The organism is Micromonospora chalcea, assembly GCF_028768405.1.
Taxonomy (GTDB): domain Bacteria; phylum Actinomycetota; class Actinomycetes; order Mycobacteriales; family Micromonosporaceae; genus Micromonospora; species Micromonospora chalcea.
Genome location: NZ_CP118233.1, coordinates 1415137 through 1431226, shown reverse-complemented (window position 1 = coordinate 1431226; position 16090 = coordinate 1415137). Strand labels below are relative to the sequence as shown.

General features: G+C 74.1%; 18 protein-coding genes. 8 read left to right on the top strand and 10 right to left on the bottom strand.

The genetic code is table 11. The annotated features are described in order from the left end of the window. The 4 genes from PVK74_RS06735 to PVK74_RS06720 all read right to left on the bottom strand — a co-directional run bounded on the left by PVK74_RS06735 (nucleotide 1) and on the right by PVK74_RS06720 (nucleotide 3208). Nucleotides 1–642, bottom strand: a complete 642-nt coding sequence (locus tag PVK74_RS06735; RefSeq protein ID WP_069088694.1) for a class F sortase — start codon at nucleotides 640–642, stop codon at nucleotides 1–3. Nucleotides 643–715: 73 nt separating this feature from the next. After that, nucleotides 716–1198, bottom strand: coding sequence for a hypothetical protein (locus tag PVK74_RS06730; RefSeq protein ID WP_043323881.1), 483 nt, complete (start codon nucleotides 1196–1198; stop codon nucleotides 716–718). 241 nt (nucleotides 1199–1439) lie between these two features. After that, a complete protein-coding gene (locus PVK74_RS06725; protein ID WP_069088645.1) occupies nucleotides 1440–2108 on the bottom strand; it encodes a response regulator in 669 nt (222 codons plus the stop codon). Beyond that, on the bottom strand, nucleotides 2105–3208 hold the full coding sequence (locus PVK74_RS06720; RefSeq protein ID WP_274478513.1) for a sensor histidine kinase: 1104 nt from the start codon (nucleotides 3206–3208) through the stop codon (nucleotides 2105–2107). The genes PVK74_RS06725 and PVK74_RS06720 overlap by 4 nt, the downstream gene beginning before the upstream one ends. 169 nt (nucleotides 3209–3377) lie before the next feature. Here PVK74_RS06720 and PVK74_RS06715 point away from each other — a divergent pair, with 169 nt between their 5' ends. The 5 genes from PVK74_RS06715 (at nucleotide 3378) to PVK74_RS06695 (ending at nucleotide 8057) form a co-directional block, all read left to right on the top strand. Beyond that, on the top strand, nucleotides 3378–3794 hold the full coding sequence (locus PVK74_RS06715; protein WP_274478511.1) for a DUF6069 family protein: 417 nt from the start codon (nucleotides 3378–3380) through the stop codon (nucleotides 3792–3794). 178 nt (nucleotides 3795–3972) lie between these two features. Next, nucleotides 3973–4380, top strand: coding sequence for a YciI family protein (locus PVK74_RS06710; RefSeq protein WP_043323886.1), 408 nt, complete (start codon nucleotides 3973–3975; stop codon nucleotides 4378–4380). Between the two features lie 8 nt (nucleotides 4381–4388). Then, entirely contained in the window at nucleotides 4389–5534 is a 1146-nt protein-coding gene (locus PVK74_RS06705) for an RNA polymerase sigma factor (protein WP_274479255.1), read from the top strand. Between the two features lie 42 nt (nucleotides 5535–5576). Beyond that, complete coding sequence (locus PVK74_RS06700) at nucleotides 5577–6824, top strand: MFS transporter (RefSeq protein ID WP_043323888.1); 1248 nt, start codon at nucleotides 5577–5579, stop codon at nucleotides 6822–6824. Nucleotides 6825–6872: 48 nt separating this feature from the next. Further along, complete coding sequence (locus PVK74_RS06695) at nucleotides 6873–8057, top strand: lycopene cyclase family protein (protein WP_338020355.1); 1185 nt, start codon at nucleotides 6873–6875, stop codon at nucleotides 8055–8057. Between the two features lie 45 nt (nucleotides 8058–8102). Here the strand turns inward: PVK74_RS06695 and PVK74_RS06690 are convergent, their stop codons facing one another. Together PVK74_RS06690 and PVK74_RS06685 are read right to left on the bottom strand one after the other, a co-directional pair. Next, entirely contained in the window at nucleotides 8103–9218 is a 1116-nt protein-coding gene (locus tag PVK74_RS06690; protein WP_274478510.1) for a serine hydrolase domain-containing protein, read from the bottom strand. Between the two features lie 91 nt (nucleotides 9219–9309). Further along, nucleotides 9310–10098 carry a tyrosine-protein phosphatase gene (locus PVK74_RS06685; RefSeq protein WP_274478508.1) on the bottom strand — a complete coding sequence of 263 codons (789 nt, stop codon included), beginning with the start codon at nucleotides 10096–10098 and terminating at the stop codon, nucleotides 9310–9312. 70 nt (nucleotides 10099–10168) lie between these two features. Between PVK74_RS06685 and rnhA the strand changes: the two genes are divergently transcribed. Beyond that, nucleotides 10169–10732: a ribonuclease HI gene (gene rnhA / locus PVK74_RS06680; protein ID WP_043323891.1), complete on the top strand. Its 564-nt coding sequence runs from the start codon at nucleotides 10169–10171 to the stop codon at nucleotides 10730–10732. Here the strand turns inward: rnhA and PVK74_RS06675 are convergent. The 4 genes from PVK74_RS06675 to PVK74_RS06660 form a co-directional block, all read right to left on the bottom strand. Beyond that, the gene (locus PVK74_RS06675; protein WP_043323893.1) at nucleotides 10651–10911 is read right to left on the bottom strand and encodes a hypothetical protein; all 261 of its coding nucleotides are present in this window, start codon (nucleotides 10909–10911) and stop codon (nucleotides 10651–10653) included. The genes rnhA and PVK74_RS06675 overlap by 82 nt on opposite strands. A 73-nt stretch (nucleotides 10912–10984) precedes the next feature. After that, nucleotides 10985–11239 (bottom strand): preprotein translocase YidC, encoded by a 255-nt coding sequence (locus PVK74_RS06670; RefSeq protein ID WP_104115932.1) that lies wholly within the window; start codon nucleotides 11237–11239, stop codon nucleotides 10985–10987. A 190-nt stretch (nucleotides 11240–11429) separates the two neighbouring features. Further along, on the bottom strand, nucleotides 11430–12305 hold the full coding sequence (locus PVK74_RS06665) for a pentapeptide repeat-containing protein (protein ID WP_420800516.1): 876 nt from the start codon (nucleotides 12303–12305) through the stop codon (nucleotides 11430–11432). A gap of 124 nt (nucleotides 12306–12429) precedes the next feature. Beyond that, the gene (locus PVK74_RS06660; RefSeq protein WP_274478504.1) at nucleotides 12430–12822 is read right to left on the bottom strand and encodes an SSI family serine proteinase inhibitor; all 393 of its coding nucleotides are present in this window, start codon (nucleotides 12820–12822) and stop codon (nucleotides 12430–12432) included. A gap of 410 nt (nucleotides 12823–13232) precedes the next feature. Between PVK74_RS06660 and PVK74_RS06655 the strand changes: the two genes are divergently transcribed. Both PVK74_RS06655 and PVK74_RS06650 read left to right on the top strand, forming a co-directional pair. Next, nucleotides 13233–14264: an ABC transporter permease gene (locus tag PVK74_RS06655; RefSeq protein WP_210882755.1), complete on the top strand. Its 1032-nt coding sequence runs from the start codon at nucleotides 13233–13235 to the stop codon at nucleotides 14262–14264. A 59-nt stretch (nucleotides 14265–14323) separates the two neighbouring features. Further along, on the top strand, nucleotides 14324–16069 hold the full coding sequence (locus PVK74_RS06650) for an ABC transporter substrate-binding protein (RefSeq protein WP_064445899.1): 1746 nt from the start codon (nucleotides 14324–14326) through the stop codon (nucleotides 16067–16069). Nucleotides 16070–16090: the final 21 nt, after the last annotated feature.

Genomic DNA, 16090 nt, shown 5'->3' with positions numbered 1-16090 from the left:
TCAGCGGGTAGCGGTGGCGAAGACCACGATGTTGTCCGGGTAGCTGCCGGTCCGCGGGTCGAACCGCCCGCCGCACGTGATCAAACGCAGCCGCGCAGCAGCGTCGCCGCCGTAGACCCGCGCGGTGGGGAAGCGTTCCTTCGGGTACGCCCCGACGCCGTCCACGGTGAACGCCGCGGTCCGGCCGTCGGCGCGCAGCACCCGGATCGTGTCGCCGGGGCGCAGCCGGCCGAGGTCGAAGAAGACCGCCGGGCCGTGCTGCGAGTCGACGTGCCCGACCAGCACCGCGTTGCCGGCCTGGCCGGGGGCGGGACCGGGGTGGTACCAGCCGGTGACCTCCGGGCGTTCCAGCGGCGGGACCTCCAGCGCGCCGTCGGCGTCGGTGGCCACCGGCACGATCTCGGCGTCCACGCCGATGCGCGGGATGGTCACCCGCACCGGTGTGGCGCGGGGGAGCGCCGGGCCTGCCGTACCCGGTCGTTCGGTGGCGGGCGCGGCGGAGACGCCGGGCTGTGGCGGTGGCGTCGACGTGGTGCCGAGCCCGGCCGAGACCAGTCCGGTGCCGGTGGCGGCGGCGACGGTGACGGCGGTGACCACGACGGCGGTGCGCAGCCGCGACCGGCGCTGCGACTCCGACAGCATCCCACCTCCGTCCGACAGGGACGTGCCGCCCGCGCCGGGTGCTCCGGCGCGGGCGGACCGCTCGACGATCCGGTCAGGCGACGGCGCCCGCGCGGCGTCGGCGGATGACCGCGTACGCGCCACCGGCGAGCGCCCCGGCGGCCAGCACGCCCCCGGCGACCAGCACCCCGGTGTCGCCGTCGCGCCCGCCGCCACCGGCCTGCGCGCCGCCGATCGGGGTGACGGTGAACGTGGCGCTGCCGCCGTCGCTGCCGTCGCCGCACGTGGTGGCGACGGTGTACGTGCCGAGCGTGAATCCGGCGGTGAACAGTTCGGCGCTCAGGCCACCGCCCGCGGCCGCAGTGGTGGACCGGACGTTCTGGTCCCGGTCCGGGCCGGTGACCCGGAAGATCGCGTCACCGGCGTTCGGGTTGCACGTGGTGGTCAGCACGACGGTGCCGCCGACCGGTGTGGCGGCGGGTGAGACTCTGGTGTCCGCCAGCGCGGCGGCCGGGAGCAGCAGTGCGCCGAGGCCCACGCCGAACGCCGCCGATCCGAGAAATGACTGTGCCTTCATCCGCGTCTTCCCTCACTTTTCGTCCGCTGTAGGCGTGGGACGTCGTTCGGGTGGCCAACTCCGTGACGAGCACCGGTGTGGCCAACACTAGGAGGGTTGCGGCGGTCACTGGGGGTAATTGAGAAATCTTCGTTGCCGTCCGGTGTGCTCCCTGCCGCCGTCGGAGGGTGGACATGCCGGGCCAGGCCGGACGGCGAGCCGTCCCGCTTCGCCGTGTCTGGGTCCGCTGTCCGTTTCGCGCCTACCGGACGGGCGGTTCCGGCCGGACCAGCCCGGTGTCGTACGCGAGCACCACCGCCTGGATCCGGTCGCGCAGGCCCAGCTTGGTGAGGATCGCCGAGACGTGTGTCTTCACGGTGGCGGTGCTCAGGTGCAGCCGGGCGGCGATCTCCGCATTGGACAGTGCCCGCGCGGTGAGCGTCAGCACCTCCCGTTCGCGGGCGGTCAGCACGGCGAGGGCGTCACCGGTGGGCGTGGGCGCGGGCAGCCGGTCGGCGTACCGGTCCAGCAGCCGCCGGGTCACCGTCGGCGCGAGCAGCGCCTCGCCCCGGGCCACCACGCGTACCGCCTCGGCGAGGTCGGCCGGGCGGGTGTCCTTGAGCAGGAACGCGCTGGCCCCGGCGCGCAGCGCGGCGTAGACGTGTTCGTCCAGGTCGAACGTGGTCAGCATGACCACCTTGGCCGGGTTGCCGGCGGCCACCAGGTCGCGGGTGGCGGCGATGCCGTCGCGGCGGGGCATCCGCACGTCCATCAGCACCACGTCCGGCCGCGTACGCGTCGCCACCGCGACCGCCTCGACGCCGTCGGCGGCCTCGCCGACCACGCTCAGGTCGGGCCGCGCGTCGAGGACTGTGCGCAGCCCGGCGCGGATCAGCTCCTGGTCGTCGGCGATGACCACCCGTACCGTCATCGGGCCGCCTCCACCGGCAGCCGGGCGTGGACCCGGAATCCGCCGGCCGGCAGCGGGCCGGCGTCCAGTGTGCCGCCGAGCAGCCGGGCCCGTTCCCGCATGCCGACGATGCCGCGCCCGGTGGTCGTGCCGGGGCGGCGGGCGGGCGCCGGGCCGTCGTTGACGACCTCCAGCCGCAGTACGCCGTCGCGGTAATCGACGTCCACGTCGGCGCGGGTGGCATGCCCGTGGCGCAGCGCGTTCGTCAGCGACTCCTGCACGATCCGGTACGCCGACAGCTGCACCCCGCCGGGCAGCGCCTCGCCGTCGCCGTCGCGCCGCAGCGTCACCCGCAGGCCCACCGCCCGTACCGCGTCGGCGAGCGCGTCGAGCTGCGCCAGTCCCGGCTGCGGTCCGTCCGGTTCGGACCCGTCGTCGAGGGCGAGCGCGTGCAGCATGGCCCGCAGTTCGGTCAGCGCCGACCGGGCCGCCGTGTCGATCGCGGCGAGCGCGGCGCGGGCCTGCTCCGGCTGCTCGTCGAACACGTCCTCGGCGGCGGCGGCCTGCACCGCGATGACCGCGACGTGGTGCGCCACCACGTCGTGCAGCTCCCGGGAGATCCGCTCCCGTTCGGCGGCGCGTACCTGCCGTTCGCGCTCGCCGCGCCGTTGCGCCTGGCCCCGTTGCAGTTCGCCGAGCGTCCAGCTCAGGCCCAGCGCGGTCACCGCCAGCAGCAGGTCCCGCCAGCCGCCGGTGACCAGCTTCCACGGCGTGGGCGCGAGCAGCAGCCCGAGCGCGACGAGCGAGTACCGGGGCGGGCGCAGCCGGGCCACGTACGCCATCGGCACCGCGACCAGGCCGAGCCAGCCGAGCTGCGGGCAGAGCGCCTCGAGGCCGACGCCGGCGAGCGCGGCGACGCCGAGGGCGTACCCCGGGTGGCGCCGGATCCACAGCAGACAGCCGGCCTGCGCGACGGCGAGGCCGACCGCGACGGCGGTCGCGCCGGTCGTGTCCGGGCCGGCGTCGGAGGCCAGCAGCGCGAGCAGGCACACGGCGAGGCTCACGGTGGCGATGCCGCCGTCGAGCAGCAGCAGGAGCCGGGGCCGGGACGCGCACCTCATGCCCGGATGCTAGGCCGCGTGCGCACCGCTTCTCATCGGTCGCCAGACGGAGATCCGGGCCGGTGATCGGTCCGGCGACGGAGCCGGGAACCGCTCCGCGGCCCGATCCGCGCGGCGGCCCGCCGGACCTAGCGTCGGCGGCAGTCGTCCCGATGCCGAGGAGCTACCGATGGAAACCACGATTCCGACCGCCGCCACCCGCCCGACCCGCCGCCGGGTGCGGCTGCTGACGGTGCTCGCCGCCACCGTGGCCACGCTGCTGGGCTGGGTGGTCGCGGTGCCGCTGGCCGGGGTGGAGCTGACCGCGCGCACCGGTTCGGACGTGCAGCGGGTGACGCCGGTGGCGGTGGCGGTGAGCACGCTGCTCGCCGGGCTGTCCGGCTGGGCGCTGCTGGCCCTGCTGGAGCGGCTCACCGCCCGCGCCCGGACCGTCTGGACGGTGGTCGCGGGCCTGGTGCTGCTGGTGTCGCTGCTCGGTCCGCTAAGCGGGGGAGTGGGGGGCGCGGCGACGCTGACACTGGTGGCGTTTCACCTGGTCGCGGGCACGGTGCTGATCACCGGTCTGCGCCGCGGCGCCGCCGCCTGACGGGCCGGGCCGCCGCGACGGGGGCAGGCGGCCCGGCCTCCAGAACTAGCCTCCTAGGATGCCCTACGCGATGTGACGCCGGAAATTCCGCCGCCACCGATGTCGAGAACGGGCAGGCGGCTTCGTCCCCGGAGTGAACGCGGCCAGAATGGGTCGCACCCTCCACGAGGAGACACAGATGAAGTACCTGCTCCTGAAGCACTACCGCGGCGGCCCGACCCCGGTCACCGACATGCCGATGATCGACAAGTGGACGCCGGAGGAGATCTCCGCGCACGTGAACTACATGCAGGAGTTCGCGGCCCGGCTGCAGGAGAGCGGCGAGTACGTCGACGGCCAGGCGCTCGCCCCGGAGGGCACGTTCGTCCGCTACGACGGCGAGGGACGCCCGCCGGTCACCGACGGCCCGTTCGCCGAGACGAAGGACCTGATCGCCGGCTGGATGGTGATCGACGTGGACAGCTACGAGCGCGCGCTCGAACTGGCCGCCGAGCTGTCGGCCGCGCCGGGGCAGGGCGGCAAGCCGATCCACGAGTGGCTGGAGCTGCGCCCGTTCCTGACCGCGCCGCCGACCATCACCGAGTGATCCGTCCGATGGACGAGGTCGCGCTCCGCAGCCTCATCCCGGGCGTGCTCGGTGTCCTCGTCCGCCGCGGAGCCGACTTCGCGGCGGCCGAGGACGCGGTGCAGGACGCGCTGATCGAGGCGTTGCGTGTCTGGCCGGCCGACCCGCCCCGCGACCCGTTGGGCTGGTTGGTGACCGTGGCGTGGCGCCGGTTCCTGGACGTGGTCCGCGCCGACGCCGCCCGGCGCCGGCGTGAGGATCTCGTGGACGAGGAGCCGCCGCCCGGGCCGGTGCCGGCGGTGGACGACACGCTGCGGCTCTACTTCCTCTGCGCGCATCCGTCGCTGAGCCCGTCGTCGGCCGTCGCGTTGACGCTGCGCGCCGTCGGCGGGCTCACCACCCGGCAGATCGCGCAGGCGTACCTGGTGCCGGAGGCCACCATGGCGCAGCGGATCAGCCGGGCCAAGCGCACCGTCTCCGGGGTCCGCTTCGACCAGCCCGGTGACGTCGCCACCGTGCTGCGCGTGCTGTACCTGGTGTTCAACGAGGGCTACTCCGGCGACGTGGACCTGGCCGCCGAGGCGATCCGGCTCACCCGGCAGCTCGCCGCCGCGATCGACCACCCCGAGGTGGCCGGGCTGCTCGCGCTCATGCTGCTGCACCACGCCCGCCGGGCCGGCCGGACCGCGCCCGACGGCAGCCTGGTGCCGCTGGCCGAGCAGGACCGCAGCCGGTGGGACACCACGCTGATCGCCGAGGGCGTGGGCATCCTGCAGACCGCGCTGTCCCGCGACCGGCTCGGCGAGTTCCAGGCCCAGGCGGCGATCGCGGCACTGCACGCGGACGCGCCCACCGCCGCGGAGACCGACTGGGTGCAGATCGTCGAGTGGTACGACGAGCTGGTCCGCCTGACCGGCAACCCGATCGCCCGGCTCAACCGGGCGGTCGCGGTCGGCGAGGCGGACGGCCCGCGCGCCGGGCTGGCGGCGCTCGCGGCGCTTGACGACACATTGCCCCGGTACACGGCGGTGGCCGCGTACCTGCACGAACGCGACGGCGACCCGGACCGGGCAGCCGGCCTGTACGCCGACGCGGCCCGTCGCGCGGCCAGCCTGGCCGAACGCGACCACCTCAACCGGCAGGCGGCCCGCCTCAACTCCCGCCGCCCCGGATAAACCGGTCGGCAGGCTTCGTCGCCGCTGGTAGGTTGCCTCGCCGTGACGGGGGAACGGCTCGGCGGGCGCTTCGCCCGACTGTGGACGGCGAGCACGCTGTCCGCGCTGGGCAGCGGGACGGCGACTGTGGCCGCGCCGCTGTACGTGGCGTCGCTCACCGACGATCCGCTGGTGGTGTCGGCCGGGGCGGCGGTGTCGTGGCTGCCGTGGCTGCTGTTCGCGCTGCCCGGCGGCGTGCTGGCCGACCGGGTGGACCGGCGGCGGCTGATGGTGCTCATCGACTGGGTACGCGTCGGCGCGCTCGCCGTGCTCGCGGCGGCGATGCTCGCCGACCGGGCCGGGATCGCGCTGCTGTACGCGGTGCTGTTCGTGGTGAACACCGGCGAGGTGGTGTTCCGTACCGCCGCGCAGGCGGTGCTGCCTGCGGTGGTGCCGCGCTCGCTGCTGGAACGCGCCAACGGGTGGCTGGGCGGCGGCACCCAGGTGATGCAGAACATGATCGCCGGCCCGCTCGGCGGGTTCCTGTTCGTGCTGGCGGCGTCGCTGCCGTTCGCCCTGAACGCCGGCACGTACGCGCTCAGCGCCGTGCTGGTCGGGCTGCTCGCCGGGACGTACCGTGCCGGGCCGGCGCCGGACGGGCGGCGTTCGGCGCGGGCGGAGGTCGCGGAGGGGTTCCGCTGGTTGTGGGGGCAGCGGCTGCTGCGCACCATGACCGTGCTGATCGGCCTGCTCAACGTCACGCTCACCGCCGCCGTGGCGGTGCTGGTGCTGCTCGCCACCGAACGGCTGGGTCTCGGCTCGGTCGGCTACGGCGCGTTGTTCACCTGCATGGCAGTGGGCGGCGTGCTCGGCTCGGTGGTGGGGGACCGGCTGATCGCCGCGATCACGCCCACCTGGACGGTGCGGACCGGGCTGCTGGTCGAGGCGGGACTGCACCTGGCGCTGGCCGCGTCCCGCAGCGCCGCCGTGGTCGGGTTCGCGCTGTTCGCGTTCGGGGCGCACAGCGCGCTGTGGAACATCGTGGCGAACTCGCTGCGGCAGCGGCTCACGCCGCCCGCGTTGATGGGCCGGGTCGGCAGCACCACGTTGTTCGTCGCGGCGGGCGGAAACTGCGTCGGCGCGCTGCTGGGCGGTGTGGTGGCGGCCCGGTTCGGCATCACCGCGCCGTACTGGGTGGGTTTCGTGGTGGCGGTCGCGGTGATCGCCGCGACGTGGCGGGTCTTCGACCGGGCGACGGTGGCCGCCGCCTACGCCCAGCCGGCCCCGCAGGAGCCCGCCCCGGTGGCCTGAGCGCGGGTCGGCCGAGGGCCGCGCCCGCCGATGTGACAGCGTGGTCGGGTGCAGGCATCCTCAGCGGTCGACGTCGACCTCGCGCTGGTCGGCGGCGGCGGCGCCGCGTCCCTGGTCCTGGCCGCGCTGGACCGCCACGGCGTGACCGGGCTGCGGGTCGCGGTGGTCGACCCGGTGCACAAACGCGGCCAGGACCGCACGTGGGCGTTCTGGGGCCTGCCCGGCGACGACCTCGACCCGCTGCTGAGCGCGAGCTGGTCGCAGGTCGACGTGGTCACGCGCGCCGGCCGCCGCGTCCTCACGCTCGACCCGCTGCGGTACGCCATGCTGCGCTCCGCCCCGGTCTACGACCGGGCTGCCGCGGCCGAGCGGCGGCTGGACGCGGTCCGGATCAGCGCTCCGGCGGGGGAGCTGCACGACGACGGTGAGCGGGTCACTGTCCGCGACCCCGAGAGGCGTGAGCTGGTGCGGGCCGGCTGGGTGCTCGACTCGCGGCCCCGGCGGCCGAAACGACCGGGGCGGACCAGCTGGTTGCAGCACTTCCGGGGCTGGTGGCTGGCCGCCGACCGACCGACGTTCGATCCGCAGCGGGCCGTTCTGATGGACTTCCGCACCCCACAGCCGCAGCGCGGCGTCTCCTTCGGGTACATGCTGCCTGTCGACGACCGGTTCGCGCTGGTCGAGTACACCGAGTTCGGCCCGGCCCTGCTCGACGACGCGGGCTACGACACGGCGCTGCGCGGCTACGCCGACCTGCTCGGGCTGGACCTGACCGCGCTGCGGGTGCGGGAGGTCGAGGACGGCGTGATCCCGATGACCGACGGCCCGTTCGAGTCCCGCCCGAGCCCACGCGTGGTGCGGCTGGGCACCGCCGGTGGGGCGACCCGCCCGTCCACCGGCTTCACGTTCTCCGCGATGCTGCGCCAGGCCGACCAGGTGGCCCGGGCGCTCGCCGCCGGCCGTCCGCCGGTGCCCGCGCCCGCGTACCCGGGGCGGCACCTGTGGATGGACGCGGTGGCGCTGCGCGCGCTGGACCGGGGGCACGTCGGCGGGGTGGAGTTCTTCGAGCGGCTGTTCGACCGCAACCCGGCGGAGCGGGTGCTGCGGTTCCTCGACGGCGTGACCAGCCCGGCCGAGGACCTGGCGGTGATGCGGTCCAGCCCGCTGCTGCCGATGACCGGCGCGGTGCTCGGCGACGCGGCCGGCCGGCTGCGGGCCCGCCTGCGCCGCTAGTCTGCTCGCCTGTCCGGGTCGTGGCCGGCGTCTGCCTTCTCGGCGCTACCGGTGGCCGGTCGCCTCGGCGACGCGGTCGCGCACCAGCGCCCGCAGCTGCTCCATCGGGTCGCCGTCGCCCGCGCCGAGCCGGTTGCGCACCGCCGCCACCGTCAACCCCAGATCCGGGTACGCGAACGCGAGGCTGCCACCGCTACCGGCGGTGCCGAACGATCCGTCGTCCTCGACCGCGTACCCGAGCCCGAACGTGCTCTCCTGGCCGAACACCCACTCCTGGGCGCGTACCGCCGGGGCGGACACCTCCCGCATCCGCGCGGCGGAGATCAGCCGTACCCCGTCGACCGGGCCGAGCAGCGCCGCGTACATCCGGGCCACCGCGCGGGCGCTCATCGTGCCGACCGACGGCACGTCGGCGCGCAGCACGTCGGGGCGGGAACCGATGACGGTGTCGGGGCGTACCGCTGGCGGGGCGACCGCGTCGAAGTGCGGCAGGTTCGCCCCGGCCCACGTCATCAGCGCGGACAGGCCGGCGTCCTCCAGCCGGGCCAGCCGGGCCAGGTCCGCCTCCGGTACGGCGAGGAACAGTTCCCGGTCCACGCCGAGCGGCCCGGCCACCTCGTCGGCGAGCACGCGCGACACCGGCGCGCCGGCGACCCGCCGGACCACCTCGCCGAGCAGCCACCCCCACGTCCAGGCGTGGTACGCCAGCCGCTCGCCGGGCGCCCACAGCGGCCGCGCGTCTGCCAGCAGCTCGCACATGCGCGTCCAGTCGGTGAAGTCCTCCGGCGTGACGCCGGCGGGCAGCGCGGGCAGGCCGGCGGTGTGGGTGAGCACGTGCCGCAGCGTGATGGCGTCCTTGCCGTGCCGGGCGAACTCCGGCCACACCGCGGCAAGCGGCAGGTCGTAGTCGAGCCGTCCCCGCTCGGCGAGCACGTGCACGACGGTGGCGGTGAGTCCCTTGCCGGTGGAGACCGCGTGCACAGGCGTGTCGGCGGTCATCGGCCGTCCGGTGGTGGTGTCGGCGAGCCCCGCGTGTTCGGAGACGATCGCCACCCCGTCCAGGTACGCGGCCACCTGCACACCGGCCTCCCAGCCGGAGGAGACCAGCTCGTCGATCGTGTCCCGTACCTCGGCCCGCAGGCCGTCCCACCGCGTGTCCACGATCTCGCAGCGTGCCAGACCGCCGCGCCGCCGTCGCTCGCTTTTCGGCCGCCGGTTCTCCGTCGCTGCGTGCTCGGCCGGGCGGCGGCGCTCAGCGGGCGAGTGTCGTCGGCGTGGCGCCGGTGGCGCCCTGGGTCGGCAGCGGGTCCGTGTCGCCGGTGAGCAGCCGGGCCCGCAGCGCGTCGATCGTCTGCGCGTCGACACCGAGCCGGCCGGTCACGTACCCGTGCACGGAACCGTGTGCGGCCCGCAGGTCGGCCAGCACCAGCCGGATGACCTCGGCCGGCGCCCGCCCGTACGCGGGCCAGCCCGGCGTCGCGCCGCCGTTGCGGTCCCGCCACTCGGCGACCAGCCGGTCGGTGGCGTGCTCGGTGAGCGCGAAGTCCGCGGCGATCTGGTCGTCGTCCACCCCCAGCAGGGACAGCACCAGCGCGGCGAGCAGGCCGGTACGGTCCTTGCCGGACGCGCAGTGGAACACCAGCGGATGCTCGCCGTCCGCGATCACCTCGACCGCCCGGCGCAGCTCGGCCACGCCGTCCTCGGCCACCTCGGCGTACCGGTCGGCCAGGTAGCGCCACGGGTCCACGTCGGGATCGATGTCGGCCTGCACGTACGGCCGGTGCTCGATGCTCAGGTTGTGCCAGGTCACGCCGAGGCTCTCCGGGGCCCGGCCGCGGTCGGCGATCTCCCACGGATACCGCAGGTCGATCACGGTGCGGACGCCGAGCGCCGCGAACCGTTGCAGGTCGTCACCGGCGAGCTTGGCCAGCGAGTCGGAGCGGTAGAGGCGGCCCCGGGCGACGGTGCGGCCGTCGCCGGTCCGCCAGCCGCCGAGGTCCCGGAAGTTGCAGAGGGTGGCGAAGTCCGGGGGAGTGGTCATGCCGGCACGGTAACCGCGCGCGGCGGGTCGGGTGGTCCCGCGTGCTCGCGTACCCGGTAGGTTGCCGGGCATGGCGGAGGCGGAGACCGGCCGGGTCGTGGAGATCTGGACCGACGGCGCGTGCAGCGGCAATCCCGGGCCCGGCGGGTGGGGCGCGGTGCTGCGCTGGGGCGGGCACGAGCGGGAGCTGTGCGGCGGCGAGGCCACCCCGACCACCAACAACCGGATGGAGCTGACCGCCGCGATCCGGGCGCTGGAGAGCCTGACCCGCCCGGTCACGGTACGGCTGCACACCGACAGCACCTATGTACGCAACGGCATCACCGGCTGGCTGAACGCCTGGAAGCGCAACGGCTGGCTGACCGCCGCGAAGCAGCCGGTGAAGAACGCCGACCTGTGGCAGGCGCTGGAGGCGGCCTGTGCCCGGCACGACGTGACGTGGCTGTGGGTGAAGGGCCACAACGGGCACCCGGAGAACGAACGCGCCGACGCGCTGGCGAACCGGGGCATGACCGAGGCGCGGAGCGGCACGGCCGCCGCCCCGCGCACGCGTCAGCGCAGCGGCCGGCCCTCCTCGATCTCCTCCGGCTCCTCGGACGGGTCGCCGGTCCCGGAGACCGCGTCGACGTCGTAGCCGGCGCGGCTGACCTCCCGCGCGGACCGGCGGTCCTCGGCGGGCAGGTCGGCGAAGTCGTCACCGGTGTCGTCGGTGGTGTGCAGGGACTCGCCCGGCGGGCGCAGGGACGCCTCGTACGCGGTCACGCCGTCGGGTTCGTCGCCGGCCGCGCGGCCGAAGGACTCTTCACTGGTCATGTCGCACTCCTGCCCGCAGCGGGTGACGGCAAACGTTCGGGTGGCCTGGTGTCCGGCCGGTGCTCGCGCCTGCTCAGCCGGCGGCGTCCCGTCCGCGGGCCGCGTCCGGGTGGGTCGGCATCGAGGAGCCGCCCGAGCTGCTGCCGGAGGCGCCGCCCGCCATGCCGGAGCCGTCGTCCTCGGTCACCTCGTCCGGTTTCGGCGCGCCGGGTGCGGGCGCCGGCACGTCGGTGTCCGCGGCCGTCTGCACCAGCGGAACCTGCCCGGCCTCGTCCTCGGCGTGCGCCGGATCGACCGGCTCCTCACCGTCGCGTGCCCGATATCCCACCGGTGCCCCTCCCGTCGACCAACAGTCGTCCGCGCCGCCTACCCCACCCCATCCCCACCAAACCCCGCCCCCTCCGCCCTCCGGCCCCCCTTCTCCCCGTTGATCAAGGAGTTTGTGTCCCGATCCGGCCCCGAACCAGCCACAAACTCCTTGATCGTCGCCCAGTGTCCGGACCGGCGGGCCGGGCGGGTCAGCGGCGGCGGGGGCGTGGCCGGGGGCGGGCCGGGGTCAGCGTCAGGGACCAGTGGGCCGGGCGGCGCAGCCCCGGCGGCAGGACCGTGCGGTGGTCGCCGCGCGCGGCGTCGAGCTGCGACTGGTGCGTGAACAGGCACTCGCTCAGGTCGGCGCCGCGCAGGTCGGCCCCGCGCAGGTCCGCGCCGGTCAGGTCGGCCGCGCCGAGCCGTACGCCCCGCAGGTCCGCGCCGATCAGGCAGGCGCCGCGCAGGTTGGCCCCGGCCAGTGGCGTACGGCGCAGGTCCACAGCGATCAGCGTCGCGCCCCGGCGGTCCGGGCCGGCCCGCCCGGCGCGGGCCTGTTCGGCGGCGCGGGACAGGAGCCGGTTGGCCCGGTCCCGATGCGCGTCGACGTCGAGTGCGAGCAGCTCGTCAGGGGTGCCGTCGGCGAGCCGGCCGGTCTCGTCCAGCACTGCCGTCAGCTCGTCGCGCAGCGGGCCGGGCGGGGTCAGGCGTACCGCCTCGGTCAGGTACCAGAGCAACTCGTGCAGGGGCCGCAACACCGCGAAGGTGTCGAACATCCGCGCTGCGGTGGCCGGGTCGGCGCGCCAGTCGCGGCCGGCGAACGTGTGCCGGGTGAGGTGCTGGCCGGCACCGAAGCAGTCGAACACGGTGCATCCGGGGAAGCCGCGTTGCCGCAGCTCGGTGTGGATGCCGCAGCGGAAGTCGGCGCCCAGGTTCGGGCAGGGCCGTCCGGCGGGCTTGTCGATGGCGAAGTCGGCGGACGCGGTGAACGCCGGCGCGACGCAGCAGACCCCGGCGCAGCGCGAACAGTCCGCCCGCAGCTCCCGCCCGCCACCGACCGTGCGCGCCTCCACAGCACCCCCGTCCACCCGCACCATTCTCCGCACCCACCCCACCCCCACCCCACCCACCCCGTCGATCATGAGGTTGACGGCGACAAAACGGACGGCAACCGCCGCCAACCTCATGATCAACCAGAACGAGAGGGGAGGGTCAGAAGGTGAAGAGGGAGGCGGTGGTGCGCTGCATCAGGCAGGGGTTGGCGAACGTGCGCGTGTAGGAGACCGGGCGGGCCTGCCAGAAGCCTGCGGCGCGGGCGACGACCGGGGCGTACTGGGAGGTGCACGGCGCGCCGTCCACGTCGAGCGCGTCCAGGTCGCCGTCGACGCGGGCGACGAGCCGGCAGGCGGTGAACGGGTCGGGGTGCAGACCGCCGGTCGGCCCGCAGGTCAGCACCGTGGCGTGTACGCCGGCGCCGTCGTCGACGGTGAGCAGCAGCACCGAGGGGGTCTGCGGGCCGGGGCGCGGCGCGGCCTGCGCGGGGGAGGCCGGCGCGCCGAGCGCGGCGACCAGGGCCAGTGCGGCGGTACGTCGGGCGAAGGGCATGGGTGGTCCTTCCGTCGGGGCCCCGGGGTGCGGGGCCGATGGGTGACCCGGTCCGTCGTGCGAACCGGGCCGCCGAGAACCCTAGGTGGACGGTGTGAACGCGAAGAGTCACGAAGTGTTACACCAGCCGACCGCGTCGCACGTTCGGTGTGACATCGGCGTACGGGAATGCCCGAACGGCTGACAACCGCTTCCGCGCCTCGCGTAAACGCATTCCGAATAAGCGTGACGCCTGCCTGAAAGGCTGACAACCAAATCGGCCCGTTATTGCGCCGATGCATTCCGTACGCCGGATCGTTGTCAATGGATGACAACCGGAACGGCCGTTACCGTAACGATTCTTTCCGGTGCTCCGTATCCCTTTACCGTCGGGTGGCAGGGCGTTTTCGCCCCCGTCGGAGGGACTGTTCATGAGCGATCTCTCACACCCGCCGCCCCGGACCACGGCCGCCGAAGCGACCATTCCCGGCCCCGAGATCCAGGCCGACTCCGAACCCGTCGGCCGGACCGCCGAGTTCGTCGGCCGGTCACCGAACCAGCTCGCCTGGCTGCGGCTCAAGCGGGACCGAACGGCCCGGGTCAGCGCCCTGACGCTCCTCGTGGCCGCGGTGGTGGCGCTCGGCGCGCCGCTGCTGGGGCGGCTCACCGGAATCGACCCGACCGACAAGTTCGTCGACCGGTTGAACGATTTCGGAATGCCGATCGGGTATGCCGGCGGGATCAGTTCCGATCATTGGCTGGGCCTTGAGCCGGGCAGTGGCCGGGACATCCTGATGCAACTGGTCTACGGCCTTCGGACGTCGCTGTTCATCGCGTTCACCTCGGCGCTGCTGGCCTCGTGCATCGGCGTCGCGGTCGGTGTGCTGGCCGGATGGGCCAGAGGCTGGCTGGACAGTCTCGTCAACTGGCTGATCGACCTCACGCTGGCGTTCCCGTTCCTCATCTTCGCGCTCGCGGTCATCCCGATCCTGCAGGACCGCTTCTACTCCGACCGGGAGGCGCCGTCGCCGGCCTTCCGGGTGGCCCTGATCGTCGCCACCTTCGGCCTGTTCAGCTGGACGTACACCGCGCGGCTGGTCCGCGGGCAGGTGATCTCGCTGCGGGAGCGGGAGTTCGTCGACGCGGCCCGGGCCGCCGGCGCCGGCACCGCGCACATCCTGCTGCGGCAGCTGCTGCCGAACATCTGGGCGCCGATCCTGGTCACCGTCTCGCTGATGGTGCCCCAGTTCATCGCCATCGAGGCGGCGCTGGCGTTCGTCAACATCGGCGTCACCGAACCCACGCCCGACCTGGGCCGCATGATCTTCAACAGCATCGGCTACGTCGCGAGCGACCCCTGGTACACCCTGTTCCCCGGGTTGACGATCTTCCTGCTGGTCCTGGCGTTCAACCTGCTCGGCGACGCGCTGCGCGACTCGCTGGATCCCCGCTCCACCCGGTAGTCCCCACGGCCATCACACGCCCGGCCGGCGGGGGCCGCCGGGCACGAAGGGAGCACACCGTGCGCGCACGAACCCGGACACTGACAGGTGTCCTCGCCGCGGCGGCGCTGGCCGCCGCCGGCTGCAACCCCACGCCCGACGACAGCGGCGGCGACGACCAGAAGACCAAGACCCAGAGCGGCTCGATCTCGTACGAGGCCGCCGACAACCAGGGCCCGGCGAAGCCAGTCGACGGCGCGTCCCGGGGCGGCACCCTCACCGTCATGCAGCCGGCCGACTTCGAACACCTCGACCCGGCCCGCAACTACGTCAACGTGCAGCAGGTCGCCGGCGGCATGCTCTACCGCCCGCTCAACGGCTACAAGGAGGACGGCACCGGCAAGCTGCTGCTCGTCGGCGACCTGGCCACCAACCCCGGCAAGGACGTCGACGGCGACTGCAAGGTCTGGGAGTTCACGCTGCGCGACGGCGTGCGCTACGAGGACGGCACGCCGGTGAGCAGCAAGGACGTCGCCCACGGCATCGCCCGCTCGTTCGCGGCGAACCTCAACGAGGGCCCGCACTACATCCAGCAGTGGCTCTACCCGGGCGGGGCGTACAACGCCACCTACAAGGGACCGTACGACGGCGGCAAGCCGGTGCCCGACGGCGTCACCACCCCCGACGACCGGACCATCCGGTTCACGTTCCCGCAGCCGCACTGCGACATGCCGTACGCGGCGGCGCTGCCCACCAGCGCGCCGGTGCCCGCCGCCAAGGACACCCGCGCCAACTACGATCTGCGGCCGTTCTCGTCCGGCCCGTACCGGGTGAAGTCCTACCAGCGCGACGTGTCGCTGGAGCTGGAACGCAACCCGAACTGGGACCCGGCGACCGACCCGCTCCGCAACGCGTACCCGGACACGGTCCGGATGACGTTCGGCCTGGAGCAGGCCCAGATCGCCGAGCGGCTGGTCGCCGACGGACCGGCCGACCAGGCGGCGCTGAGCTGGTCGGACGTGCCGCCGTCGGTGCTGCCCCGCACCACCGGCGCCGGCGTCGCCGACCGGGTCGTCCGCGGCCCGACGCAGTACAACTGGGTGCTGAGCATCAACACCCAGCGGGTCACCGACCTGAACGTACGGCGCGCGCTGAACTACGCGGTCGACAAGGACGCCCTGCTCAAGGTCCTCGGCGGCCAGGCCGCCGGGACACCCGCGACCACGCTGATGTCACCCACCACCGCCGGGTTCGTGCCGTACGACGTGTTCAACGCCCCGGTGACCGGCGACAAGGCGAAGACCGCCGAGTTGCTCGCCGGAAAGCGGCCGAAGCTGGTGCTCGCCCACTCCAGCCTGGAACTGCGTACCCAGCAGGCCGAGGCGCTGCGCAAGAACCTCACCGACATGGGGTTCGACATCGTCATGAAGCCGATCGACAACAGCAGCTACTACGACGAGGTGGGCCGCAAGGACAACCCCTACGACCTCTACCTCACCGGCTGGGGCTCGGACTGGCCCACCGGCTCCACAGTCATCCCGCCGGTCTACGACGGACGGGAGATCGTGGCCGAGGGCAACCAGAACCTGTCGTACCTCAACGAGGCGTCGGTCGGCGCGGAGATCGACCGGGTCCGCGCCCTGCCCGCCGCGGAGCAGGACGCCGGCTGGATGGCGCTCGACCGCATGATCATGGAGAAGTACGCGCCGGTGGTGCCCTGCTACTACGACGCCACCTACGAGCTGCACGGCTCGAAGGTCGGCAACGCCTTCCTCAGCGACGCGTTCGGGATCATCTCGCTCAACGGCATCTACGTGAAGAAGTGACAGCCGCGCGGGGACGGCTGC

What these genes read in the sequence shown, in the direction of transcription:
- PVK74_RS06660 (WP_274478504.1), bottom strand. Translation starts at nt 12,822, where the DNA reads ATGCCCTTCGCCCGACGTACCGCCGCACTGGCCCTGGTCGCCGCGCTC.
- PVK74_RS06715 (WP_274478511.1), top strand. Translation starts at nt 3,378, where the DNA reads ATGGAAACCACGATTCCGACCGCCGCCACCCGCCCGACCCGCCGCCGG.
- PVK74_RS06675 (WP_043323893.1), bottom strand. Translation starts at nt 10,911, where the DNA reads ATGACCAGTGAAGAGTCCTTCGGCCGCGCGGCCGGCGACGAACCCGAC.
- rnhA (WP_043323891.1), top strand. Translation starts at nt 10,169, where the DNA reads ATGGCGGAGGCGGAGACCGGCCGGGTCGTGGAGATCTGGACCGACGGC.
- PVK74_RS06705 (WP_274479255.1), top strand. Translation starts at nt 4,389, where the DNA reads ATGGACGAGGTCGCGCTCCGCAGCCTCATCCCGGGCGTGCTCGGTGTC.
- PVK74_RS06730 (WP_043323881.1), bottom strand. Translation starts at nt 1,198, where the DNA reads ATGAAGGCACAGTCATTTCTCGGATCGGCGGCGTTCGGCGTGGGCCTC.
- PVK74_RS06735 (WP_069088694.1), bottom strand. Translation starts at nt 642, where the DNA reads ATGCTGTCGGAGTCGCAGCGCCGGTCGCGGCTGCGCACCGCCGTCGTG.
- PVK74_RS06685 (WP_274478508.1), bottom strand. Translation starts at nt 10,098, where the DNA reads ATGACCACTCCCCCGGACTTCGCCACCCTCTGCAACTTCCGGGACCTC.
- PVK74_RS06725 (WP_069088645.1), bottom strand. Translation starts at nt 2,108, where the DNA reads ATGACGGTACGGGTGGTCATCGCCGACGACCAGGAGCTGATCCGCGCC.
- PVK74_RS06720 (WP_274478513.1), bottom strand. Translation starts at nt 3,208, where the DNA reads ATGAGGTGCGCGTCCCGGCCCCGGCTCCTGCTGCTGCTCGACGGCGGC.
- PVK74_RS06710 (WP_043323886.1), top strand. Translation starts at nt 3,973, where the DNA reads ATGAAGTACCTGCTCCTGAAGCACTACCGCGGCGGCCCGACCCCGGTC.
- PVK74_RS06655 (WP_210882755.1), top strand. Translation starts at nt 13,233, where the DNA reads ATGAGCGATCTCTCACACCCGCCGCCCCGGACCACGGCCGCCGAAGCG.